The organism is Saccharomonospora halophila 8 (assembly GCF_000383775.1).
Lineage (GTDB): Bacteria > Actinomycetota > Actinomycetes > Mycobacteriales > Pseudonocardiaceae > Saccharomonospora > Saccharomonospora halophila.
This window is the reverse complement of record NZ_KB912586.1, coordinates 3,770-15,047: the sequence shown is the minus strand read 5'-3', so window position 1 is coordinate 15,047 and position 11,278 is coordinate 3,770. Positions and strand designations below refer to the sequence as shown.

The window sequence follows — 11,278 nt, the reverse complement described above, 5'->3', positions numbered from 1 at the left end:
GGGGCGGCGGGGTGCGCCGGGCCTGCACCACCCGGGTCAGCACGACGAGGCCGAGCAGCAGCGCGACGGTGATCGCCCATGAGCCGCCCCAGCCGACGTGGTCGGCCAGCAGCAGCCCGGGCACCTCGGGCCAGCCGTCGAACGCCGGGAACGCCCAGGTGTAGAACACGGATCCGGCGATGAACCCGCCGAGCGTGAGCACGATCGTCGACTGGCCGGAGCCGACGGCGAACAGCGTGCCCGAGGCACACGCCCCACCGAGCTGCATCCCGACGGCGAACAGGGCCGCACCCGCGAACAGCGGGACGCCGATCGGCCCGGGGCTGACCTCGGGGGTGGCGCCGAACAGCCCCACCCCGGTGGCCACGATCAGCATGATGAGGGTCGCCGCGGTGCCCAGCAGCAGCGCGTGCGCCCGCATGCCCTCGCCGTTGCCGACCCCGATGAGCTGCCGCCAGGCCGAGGTGAACCCGAAGCGGGAGTGGAACAGCGCCACCCCGAGGAAGACCCCGATCAGCAGCAGGGCGGCGAAACGCTCGCCGTGCCCGGCCCACACGTACCAGGCCGACCCGGCCGCCAGCAGGCCGGAGACGACCAGCGGCGCCGTCCGCACCGGGCCCTCGGGCGCCGGGCGCGGCGGCGGGCACGACGTCGGCGAGGTGGTCAGGAGGTCGCGTCGGGAGGCGGGATCCGTTGTGGTGGACATGGGCAGGGTGACTCCATCGTGGTGTGCGGGGGACGGTCCGACGCTAGGCATGTGTGCCGCGCCCGCTCCATCGATCCCACGATGTGGTCGCTCGCCCGCCCCGGAAGTGCGGAACCGGTCGCGGTGCGCGGCGGTCAGTCGCGCGGGGTCCTCGCCAGGTAGACGGTGCTGGTCGCCTCGCGGCCCTGGAGGGGGTTGGGGAAACGGACGATCTCGGCACGGGCGTGGGTGAAGTGCTCTGCCAGCCGTGCGGTGAACCCGTCGTCGGGCGGGTCGTTCGACCACAGCGCGAACACTCCGTCCGGGGTGAGGCGTTCGCCGATCCGGCGCAGCCCCTCGGACTCGTAGAGGTCGGCGTTCGACGGGTCGAGCAGGTGCGCGGGCGAGTGGTCGATGTCCACCACGATCGCGTGGTAACGGCGTCCGGGGGAGTCGGGGTCGAGCGGGGCGCCGGTGCGCATCAGCGCGAAGAAGTCGGCGTGCACCAGGTGGCAGCGCGGGTCCGTGCCCAGCCGCTGCCCGGCCGGGATCAGCCCCCGCCGATGCCACTCGATCACCTCGCCCAGTGCGTCCACGACCGCCACCGAGCGCACGTGCGGATCCTCCAGCACGGCCAGCGCGGTGTAGCCGAGGCCGAGACCACCCACGGCCACGTCGAGTTCCCCGCCCGGTGCCTCGGCCACCGCGAGTTGCCCGAGCCGGGTCTCGGAGACGGTGAACAGGCTCGACATGAGGAACTCGTCGTCGAGTTTGATCTCATAGATGTCCGTGTGCACGGCGGGGTCCCACCGCCGCCGCAGGGTGAGCTCGCCGAGCGGTGTCCGCCGCCAGTCCAGTTCCTCGAAACGCATGCCCACCCCGTCGTGCGGTCGTCGTACGGACCGGAGAAGTCTACGGGGGCCGACGTCGGCGGTTCCCGGTGCCGGGCCGGCCTCACTCGGGTTCGGGGAACCCGTGCCGCCCGTGCAGCGGGACGAACCGCGCCGGCAGCAGCTCCTCCCGGCGCACGAGCCCCTCCAGGGTGCGCTCGAACGCGACGACCGTCTCGTGCCCGCCCGTGCCGATCGGCTGCACCAGCCGCCCTCCGACGCGGAGCTGGTCGACCAGAGGAGTGGGCACCCGGGGATACGCGGCGGAGACGAGGACCGCGTCGAACGGCGCGAACTCCGGGGCGCCGAGGGTGCCGTCGCCGGTCAGCACCCGCACCGTGTCCACCCCGAGCCCGGCGAGGACCCGGCGGGCCGTGGCGGCGAGATCGGCGCGGTACTCGACGCTCACCACGTCGGCGGCCAACCGGGCGAGCAGGGCCGCCTGGTAGCCGGTACCGGTGCCGATCTCCAGCGCGTGCTCCCCGCCGGACAACGCCAGGCCCTCGATCATGCGGCAGGACAGTGACGGCTGGGTGCTCACCTGGCCGTGCCCGATCGGAACGGGTTCGTCGGAACAGGCCCGCCCGGCGTGCTCGTCGGGCACGAACGCGGCACGGGGCACCGCGCGCACCGCCGCGAGCAGCCGCGCGTCGGTCACCCCGTGCGCGGCCACCTGCCGGGCCAGTTCGGCCGGGGTCGTCATCCGGTCACCGTCCCGTCCGTTCCCGCACGTCCGGATGGTGCCCGGTGCGCGGGCGGTCCAACCGGTCCCGCCGGAGGTCCCGGTGTCCGGGACGCGCTCAGTGGGCGCCGGTGAGCGTGCCCGCCAGGGCGTTGTGCCGTTGCTCGCTGTCGTCGTTCATCCCGGTGATGGTGACCTCCGTGCCCCGTTGCCGGTACTTCGTGGTGACGGCGTCGAGCGCGGCGACGCTGGAGGCGTCCCAGATGTGCGCGTCGGACAGGTCGATCACCACGGTGGGCGGGTCGTTCGCGTAGTCGAACCGGAACACCAGGTCGTTGCTGGAGGCGAAGAAGAGCTGGCCGGTGACCCGGTAGATGCGGGTGCTGCCGTCCGGGTCGAGCACGCTGTCCACCGAGACGAGGTGGGCCACCCGGCGGGCGAAGGCCACCATCGCGACCAGCACCCCGACGACGACGCCGATCGCGAGGTTGTGCGTGGCCACGGTGACGGCGACGGTGGTCACCATCACGACCGTCTCGCTCGGCGGCATCCGGCGCAGGGTCCGCGGGCGGATGCTGTGCCAGTCGAACGTGCCGACCGCCACCATGATCATGACGCCGACGAGGGCGGCCATCGGGATCAGCGCCACCACCTGTGCCAGTGCGACGACGAGCACCAGCAGGAACACGCCGGACAGGAATGTCGAGGCGCGGGTCCGGGCCCCCGACTTGACGTTGATCATTGTCTGGCCGATCATCGCGCAGCCGCCCATGCCGCCGAAGAACCCGGTGACGATGTTGGCCACGCCCTGCCCCCAGGACTCGCGGGTCTTGTCCGAGTGGGTGTCGGTGAGGTCGTCCACCAGTTTCGCCGTCATCAGCGACTCCATCAGCCCCACCAGGGCCATGGCGAACGCGTAGGGTGCGATCGTGACCAGCGTGTCGAACGTGAACGGCACGGCGGGCACGCCCAGCACCGGCAGTGTCCCGGGGAGATCACCCTGGTCGCCCACGGTGGGAACGGCCACGCCCATCGTGACCGTGACGGTGGTCAGCACCACGATCGCCACCAGCGGCGCGGGCACCGCCCTCGTCAGTCTCGGCAGCCCCACCATGATCAGCAGGCCCGCCGCGAGCAGCGCGTACACCGGCCATGCGACGTCGGTCAGATACGGCAGCTGCGCGAGGAAGATCAAAATCGCGAGGGCGTTGACGAAGCCGACCATGACGCTGCGCGGCAGGAACCGCATCAGCCGCGCCACCCCGGACACCGCCAACACCACCTGGAGCAGACCGCCGAGCACCACGGCCGCGAGCAGGTACTCCACGCCGTGCTCCCGCACCAGCGGCGCCAGCACCAACGCGATGGCACCCGTGGCCGCCGAGATCATGGCCGGGCGTCCGCCGGTGACGGCGAGGGTAACGGCCATGGTGAACGAGGCGAACAGTCCCACGCGCGGGTCGACACCCGCGATGATCGAGAAGGAGACCGCCTCCGGGATCAGTGCCAGCGCGACCACGAGCCCGGCCAGGGACTCGGTGCGCAGCACCCGGGGGGACAGCCAGGCGGGACGGCGGCGGAGGACAGCGGGCATCGAGCGCAGCGAGGCAGGAGGCGACATCAGCTACTTTCAGTCTCGGGGGAAAGAAGAGGAGGGAAACGGCAAGCCGCTCCGGTGAGGCTCGCAGCGCCGGACGCTGACTCTACCTGTCGGTAAACACACGCGGGCGCCGAGTGTGATCGAGATCAGAATCGGGGCACGTGGTCGGGTGAGCGGGAGCCGTTCCGGTACTCAGCGCAGCAGTGTGCGGTAGATCTCCTCGAAGCGTTCCAGAGTCCGGGTGCGGGAATGGGCCGCGGCCACCGTGCGGCCCGCGGTGCCCATGCGGGTCCGGAGGTCGTCCGAGGTGAGCAGGCGCACGAGGGACCCGGCCAGGCCGTCGACATCGCCCGGCCGGAACAGGAAGCCGTTGCGGCCGGGCGAGACCAGGTGCGGCAGGGCCACCGCGTCCGCGGCGACGACCGGCAGGCCGGAGGCCACCGCCTCCAGCGTGGCGATGCTCTGCAGCTCGGCCACGCCGGGGATCGCGAACACGTCCGCCGCCCGGTAGACGGTGGGCAGCAGCGCGTCGGGAACGAAGCCGGGGAACCGCACCCGGTGCCGCACGCCGGTGTGCTCGGCCAGCCGCTCCAGCTCGCCGCGCCGCGTGCCGGTGCCGACCAGCACGAGCTGGGCGTCGACGTGGTGCGTCACGGCGGGCCACGCGCGGATCAGCTCGTCGAGCCGCTTCTCCGCGTCCAGCCTGCCGACGAACACCACCGTGGGCAGGTCCGGCCACCCGAGTTCCTTGCGCAGCGGCCCCCGCGGACCGTCCGGTGGCCGGAACCGGTCGGTGTCGACACCGCAGGAGACCGGTTCCACCACGCGGTCGAATCCCCGGCCGGTGACCAGTTCCGCGGCCGTGCGGGTCGGCGCGGTCACGTGGTCGACGTGCTCGTACACGCGCAGACAGTCCGTCCACGCCCGCCGGGCGATCGGGGCGTGCACCCGGCGCGGCAGGTACGGCAGGAGGTTGTCCGGCATGAAGTGGTGCGTGGCCACCACCGGGATGTCGTGCCGGCGCGCGGCCCGCACGGCGGCGCGCCCGATGGTGAAGTGGTCCTGGGTGTGCAGGACGTCCGGGGCGATCCCGGGAACCAGGCGGCGCAGCTGTGCGGGCACTCCCGGAGGGGGCACGAACCGCACGGCCGGGTGTATCACGAGGGGCACCGACCGCAGCCGGTGCAGCAGCACCCCGTCCTCCCGCACGTCCCGGCGCGGGCCCTCGTCGGAGGCGCAGACCACGTGCACGTCGTGGCCACGGTCGGCGAGGCCCACCGCGAGGGTGTGCGCGAAGAACGAACTGCCGCTCACGTCGGGCGGGTAGGTGTCGGTGGAGATCAGGATTCTCATGGCGTGTCCTTCTCCGCGGACGTGAGGGCGGTGTACGAGTGGGCCAGCACCACCACCCCCAAAACGATCACGAAGGCGGAGACCCCCATCTGGGCCGCCTTGGCGACGGTGTCCGGCATCGGCTCGCCGAGCACGAGTACCCCGACGGCCGAGGCCGTCACCGGGTCGCTGACCTCCAGGAGGGCGAAGACCAGCGCGAATCGCCGCATGCGGTACGCGTGCTGCTGGGACACGCCCCCGAGAACCAGGATGGGCACCACGACCAGGGTCGGCCAGTCGAGCACGGCGGCCGGGTTCTGCACCGTGCGGTGGCCGATCAGGCCGATCAACGCGGAGCCGACGCCGAACGCGCCGCCCGCGGCCAGGGCCAGCGCGACCGCCTTGGCGCTGCCGGTGGTCACCCACCACGCCACCAGGACGACGAAGCCGGTGGCGGCGAGGGCGGCGAGGCCGAGCAGCAGCGCGGTCCCGTCCGGGAGCCGGTAGTCCTTCGGGGCGTGCGGCAGGGCCGTCAGCAGGCCCGCCAGTCCGGCGATGATCGCCCCGGAGCCGACCAGCTCGCGGGTGGTCACCGGCCGCCGGTCCAGCAGCGCCTTGGTGACCACGGCGAAGAGCAGTCCGGCGGTGCCGACGGGCTGGATGATGCTCACCGGCCCGTGGCTCAGCGCGACGACGTGCAGCACCACCCCGATCCCGGCGAGCACCCCGCCCCACAACCACCGGGACTCCGACAGCAGCCGCAGCAGGAACTGGATCTGCCCGCCGGAGAGCCGGGTGTGCACGACGACGCGCTCCTGCAGGGCCGATCCCACGGCGATGAACAACGCCCCGATCACGGCCAGCGCGATCGCGAGGGCGAGCACCATCTCCTCAGCTCCAGCCTCTCCCGCCCACACGGCACCCTGACCTGTCCGGTGTCGGCCGACACCGCTGTCCAGGGTAGAGATCGTCACCCGGCGTCGCAGGCCCATCACGCTTTCCGGGCACGACGGAGCGGTCCCGGGGCGGAGCCGACGGATCGGTGCCGCCCCGGGACCTCGTCACCGGTCGGGAGCCGTTGTGCCGGGACTCCCCGTGGCAGGGGCCGCGGGAGTCCGGGTCGGTGGGTGGCCGGGCCGGGGGATCAGACGGTGTTCAGGAACCGTTCCATCGCGGTCACCAGGGCCACCGGGGTCTCGTCCATGGCGTAGTGGCCGCAGTTGGCGAGTACCTCCAGGTCACAGTTCGGGTACCACCGGGTGACCGTCTGCCGCATGGTGTCCTCGCCGAGCGCCGGGTCGTGCTCGCCGACGAGCACCTTCACCGGCACCGTGCTGCCCTCGACCTCGGTGTGGAAGTCGGTGCCCGACCACGCGCGCAGGTAGTCGGCGACGGCCCGCTCGGTGGAGTTCTCCAGGGAGTGCCGCACCATCGCGTCCAGCCACACCCCGGTCAACCGGTTGCCGGTGGTCAGGTCGATGATGGCGCGCCGGTTGCCCGGGTCGGTGGCCGCGCCGGAGAACAGCTGCCAGCCCTCGTCGTCGAACGGCACCCCGCTCGCCGGGACGGGGGAGATTCCCACCACCGACCGCACCCGTTCGGGGGCGTCGGCGAGCACCCGCTGGACGACCGCGCCGCCCATCGAGTGGCCGACGAGTGAGAACCGGTCGAGACCGGCCTCGTCCGCCACGGCGAGCACGTCGGCGGCCGCCTCGGCGAGGGTGTGCTCGCCCGGCTCGTCCCGGCGTCGCCCGTAACCGCGCAGGTCGAGGACCAGGTAGCGGAACGTGCCGGTGTCCAGGTGGTCGAGCACGGGCCGCCAGGCCCCGGCCGAGCCGAACCATCCATGTACCACGAGCACGGGATGGTCGCCGGTGCCGATGCTGTCGTAGGCTTGAGCCACGTCGCGTCCTCCAACTCCGTTGTCGCTCGGCGCGGTGCCCGGGTCTCACTCGATCGCGTCGAGATCGCGGTTCCTGCTCTCCCGGCTGGTCGCCGCGGCGACGACCGTGATGCCCATCGTGACGACCAGGTAGGCGATCACGCTGGCGACGCCGAACCGGTCGATCAGCCACACGGCGATGAACGGAGCGGGGGCGCCCGCGATGATCGAAGAGCCCTGGAACACCAACGACGAACCCGCGAACCGGTGACGGGTGGGGAACAGTTCGGTGATCCACGCGGCCTCGGTGCCGGCGAGCACACCGTGGAAGAACGCGCCGACGCACACCCCGAGCCACAGCAGCGGCAGGCTCTCGAACTGGACGAGCCAGAAGAACAGCGGTGCCCACGCCACGAGGATCACCGACGGCACGATCATCGCAGGCTTACGGCCGACGCTGTCGGAGATCCGTCCGCCGCCGAGCATCCCGACGAACTGGAACAGCGACGCGAACGTCACCGCCAGCACGACGTCCCCGCGGTCGTAGCCGAACGAGGTGGTGGCGTAGGCGATCACGAAGACGGTGTAGATGTAGAAGGCGATGTTCTCGCCCAGCCGCACGCCGAGGCCGTGCAACACCTGACGCGGATTGGCCAGCGCGTCGAGGATGCTGGAGCGCTTCCGTGGGGTGACGGTCCTGGTCTCCTGACGGGCCTGCGCGGCCTGGAACACCGGGGACTCCTCGACGCTGCGGCGCAGCCAGAAGCCGATCACCAGCAGGGGGAGCGCGACGAGGAACGCGAGCCGCCAGCCCCACGAGTCGAAGGCCGCGTCGGAGACGAACAGGGTGATCACGCTGACCACGGAGGTGGCGAGCACGGTGCCCATCGGGGCGCCCGCCTGCGGCCACGAGGCCCAGAAGCCGCGCCGCCGCGGCTCGCCGTACTCGCTGACCATGAGCACCGCCGCGCCGAACTCGCCGCCGAGCGCGAAGCCCTGCGTCAGCCGCAGCAGCACGAGCAGGACGGTGGCGGTGATGCCGATCTGCCCGTAGGTGGGCAGCAGTCCGATGGCCGCCGTGGACAGTCCCAGCAGGAGGAAGGTCGTGACCAGCATGGGTTTCCGGCCGAACTTGTCGCCGAGGTGGCCGAACACGATTCCGCCGAGCGGGCGGGCGACGAAGCCGATTCCCTGGGTCGCCAGGGCCATCAGCAGTTTCATGACCTCGCCCTCGCCGGGGAAGAACAGCGGGCCGAGCACGGTCGCGGCGAGGATGCCGTAGATGGCGAAGTCGTACCATTCCAGCACGGCCCCGGCCATGCTGCCTGCCAGGACACGCCGGAAGCCGCGGGCGGCCGGGGGAGCGGGAGCTCCGGCCTGCGCGGCCTTCTGCTCGACGGGTGACGTCATTGTCGGGATGCCTTTCCTGGGTCGGGGAAACCTGGGATCTCGGAGGATCGGAGCACGGTGCCGCCGGGTCGCGCCGTCGCGGCACCGGTCGGGTCGGGGGGGTGCGGCCCGAACTCAGAGGCCGAGGGTGAGCCGCCCTCCGCGGGCGCGGGAGCAGCACGCCATCATGCGGCCGCCCTCGGCGCGTTCGGACCGGGTGAGGACCACGTCCCGGTGGTCGACGTCGCCGTCCAGGACCGGCACCTCGCAGGTGCCGCACAGGCCCTCCTCGCAGTCACTGGGCACGTCGATGTTGGCCGCGCGCAGCGTCCGGAGCACGGTCTGGTCGGCGGGGACCCGCACCGTCAGGTCGGAGTCGGCGAGTGCGACGTCGAACTCGTGCTCCACGGACGGGTCGAGCGCCTGCCGCGTGGTGGTGAAGTGCTCGACGTGCAGGGCGTCGTCGGGCCAGTGGCCGGTGGCGGACTCCAGGGCGTCGAGCAGCCGCTGCGGACCGCACGCGTAGATCCGGGTGGCGTCGTCCGGTCGGACCAGCAGTGCGTCGACGTCGAGGCGGCCGCCGGTGGCGGAGACGTGCGGGTACAGGCGGTCGCCGTGGTCGGCGCGCAGCCGGTCGAGCAGCGCCATCCCCGGCTCGTCGCGACCGCAGTAGTGGATCTCGTAGTCGACGCCGCGGGCGCGGGTATGGTCGGCCATCGCCACGATCGGGGTGATGCCGATGCCGCCCGCGACGAAGACGTAGCGCCGGGCGTCCGGGTCGAGGCGGAAGTGGTTGCGTGGCCCGCGCATCGTGAGGGTGTCGCCCCGGCGGAGTCGCTCGTGGACGAACCGGGACCCGCCGCGGCTGTCCGGTTCGCGCAGCACGGCGATGCGGTAGTGGGCGGTGTCGGCCGGGTCCCCGCACAGCGAGTACTGGCGGGTGAGGCCGTCCAGGTCGAGGTCGACGTGCGCGCCGGGGGACCAGGACGGCAGCGGTGCGCCGGTGGCGTCCGCGAGGGTCACGCCCACGACGCCGTCGGCCTCCCGGGTGAGGTCGGTGACGGTGACGGTGCGGGCCGGGGCGCGGGTGGCGGGTTCGCCGATGGTGACCGGCGGGTCGACGTCGCGGACGGCCGGGTCCCGGCGTTCCGGGTTGGCCGCCGGGTCCCACCGCACCCACAGGTGTTCGGGCCCGCGGAAGGAGGTGTTCGGCACGTAGGTGAACCGCTGGTCCGGTGCCAGTTCCAGGTGCGGGAGCCTGCGGGTGAGCTCCTGCAGGAAGATCTGCAGCTCCATCCGGGCGAGGTTCTTGCCCAGGCACTGGTGGCTGCCGTAGCCGAAGGTGAGGTGGTCGGTGGTGTTCTCCCGGCGGATGTCGACCGTGTCGGGGTGGTCGAAGTGCCGCTCGTCGCGGTTGGCCGACGAGTTCACGATGAGCAGTTTCGCTCCGGCCGGGATCGGCACACCGCCGACGGTGGTGTCCCGTGTGGCCAGTCGACGCCACGCGGCCACCGAACCGGAGTGGCGCAGGCACTCCTCGACCGCGTTCGGGATGAGGCCGGGGTCGGCGCACAGCTCGTCCCACACCGCGCGGTTCTCCAGCAGCAGCTTGATCGCGTTGGCGGCGGCGTTGGCGGTGGTCTCGTGGGCGGCGACGATCCCGGCCATCATCATCGAGTGCAGGTAGGAGTCGGTGATGATCTCCGGCATCTCGCGTTGCAGCCGGATGCTGTAGGGCATCCATCCCGGGCCGGACGGGTCGCGTTTGAGCTTGTCGACGACCTCGCCCGCGTACTGCCAGAACCGGCCCACCGACTCCGCGACGGCGACCTGCTCGTCGGGGGAGGGGCGGCCCCAGGTGTTCACCGTGTGCGCGATGGAGTACCGGCGCAGGGTGTCCATGTCCTCCTCGGGCACGCCGAGGAAGTGCAGCGCGACGGTGAGCGGGACCTCCCACAGCATCCCGTCGACGAGGTCGACCTCCCCGGTGTCGACGAAGCGGTCGACGTAGGCGCGGGTCAACCGGCGCACCATCGGTTCGTGGTGGACGAGGTGTGTCGGCGTGAACGGGTCGAGTAGGGCGCGCCTGCGGGGCATGTGCGCCGGTTCGTCCTCGTTCACCAGCGTCCGGTGCATCGCGTAGTCGTACTTCTCGAGCACGGCCGTCGCCTCGTCGCAGACCGGGGTGATCTTCTCCAGCGCGATCGACGGCGAGAAGGTGACGTTGTCCCGGAACACGGCCTTGACGTCGTCGTAGCGCGTCACGACCCAGTAGCCGAGTGCGGGACTGTAGAAGACCGGCTCCTCGTCCCGGGACCACCGCACCGCCTCCGGCGGGTCGGCCTGGTACTCGTCGCCGAACGGGTCGAACGCCGCCGCCCGGTCACTGAACGGACATGCCCCTGTGCTCATGGCCACACTGCCTCCGTGAGCTGCTCATTTACCGATATCGCACACCTTGTAGCGATAAGCGAACTGCGCAGAGGCTAGGTACCCCGCTGACCGACGTCAAGACCCGGTGCCGCCGTCGAATGTGCGGGCCCGGAGGTTGCCGTGAAGGGCACATTCCCTGCGCCGGACGCGGTGAGGGGCACATTCGCTGCGTCATACGCAGGGAAAGTGCCCCTCACGGCACACACCCTCCCGGGGGAGTGGGGTGTGGGTGGGTCAGGAGGTGAGGAGGTGGGTGAGGTCGTGGGCGGCGGTGCGGACGGCGTCGGCGGCGGTGGCGGTGTCCAGGCCGTCCATGGCCACGACGCCGACGCTGTACTCGACCGCGGGCTGGTCGCCGGCGTGGACCGCGGTGGCCAGGCCGACC

The 11,278-nt window shown here is 71.9% G+C and carries 9 protein-coding genes; all 9 read right to left on the bottom strand.

The window, feature by feature from the left end; translation table 11 throughout:
• Window positions 1–706, bottom strand: a 706-nt coding sequence (locus SACHA_RS23050; RefSeq protein WP_039739772.1) for a YeeE/YedE thiosulfate transporter family protein, incomplete at its 3' end; no start/stop codon positions are given.
• Between the two features lie 134 nt (window positions 707–840).
• Window positions 841–1,557: a spermidine synthase family protein gene (locus tag SACHA_RS0118520; protein ID WP_039739840.1), complete on the bottom strand. Its 717-nt coding sequence runs from the start codon at window positions 1,555–1,557 to the stop codon at window positions 841–843.
• A gap of 82 nt (window positions 1,558–1,639) precedes the next feature.
• Entirely contained in the window at window positions 1,640–2,278 is a 639-nt protein-coding gene (locus tag SACHA_RS0118515; protein ID WP_019812165.1) for a protein-L-isoaspartate O-methyltransferase family protein, read from the bottom strand.
• Window positions 2,279–2,375: 97 nt separating this feature from the next.
• Window positions 2,376–3,851: a SulP family inorganic anion transporter gene (locus SACHA_RS0118510; RefSeq protein WP_198010179.1), complete on the bottom strand. Its 1,476-nt coding sequence runs from the start codon at window positions 3,849–3,851 to the stop codon at window positions 2,376–2,378.
• Window positions 3,852–4,049: 198 nt separating this feature from the next.
• Window positions 4,050–5,210 (bottom strand): glycosyltransferase, encoded by a 1,161-nt coding sequence (locus SACHA_RS0118505; RefSeq protein WP_019812163.1) that lies wholly within the window; start codon window positions 5,208–5,210, stop codon window positions 4,050–4,052.
• A complete protein-coding gene (locus tag SACHA_RS0118500) occupies window positions 5,207–6,076 on the bottom strand; it encodes a DMT family transporter (RefSeq protein WP_019812162.1) in 870 nt (289 codons plus the stop codon). The genes SACHA_RS0118505 and SACHA_RS0118500 overlap by 4 nt, the downstream gene beginning before the upstream one ends.
• 257 nt (window positions 6,077–6,333) lie before the next feature.
• The gene (locus SACHA_RS0118495) at window positions 6,334–7,092 is read right to left on the bottom strand and encodes an alpha/beta fold hydrolase (RefSeq protein ID WP_019812161.1); all 759 of its coding nucleotides are present in this window, start codon (window positions 7,090–7,092) and stop codon (window positions 6,334–6,336) included.
• Window positions 7,093–7,137: 45 nt separating this feature from the next.
• On the bottom strand, window positions 7,138–8,481 hold the full coding sequence (locus SACHA_RS0118490; protein ID WP_019812160.1) for an MFS transporter: 1,344 nt from the start codon (window positions 8,479–8,481) through the stop codon (window positions 7,138–7,140).
• A gap of 114 nt (window positions 8,482–8,595) precedes the next feature.
• Window positions 8,596–10,872 carry a cytochrome P450/oxidoreductase gene (locus SACHA_RS0118485; protein WP_019812159.1) on the bottom strand — a complete coding sequence of 759 codons (2,277 nt, stop codon included), beginning with the start codon at window positions 10,870–10,872 and terminating at the stop codon, window positions 8,596–8,598.
• Window positions 10,873–11,278: the final 406 nt, after the last annotated feature.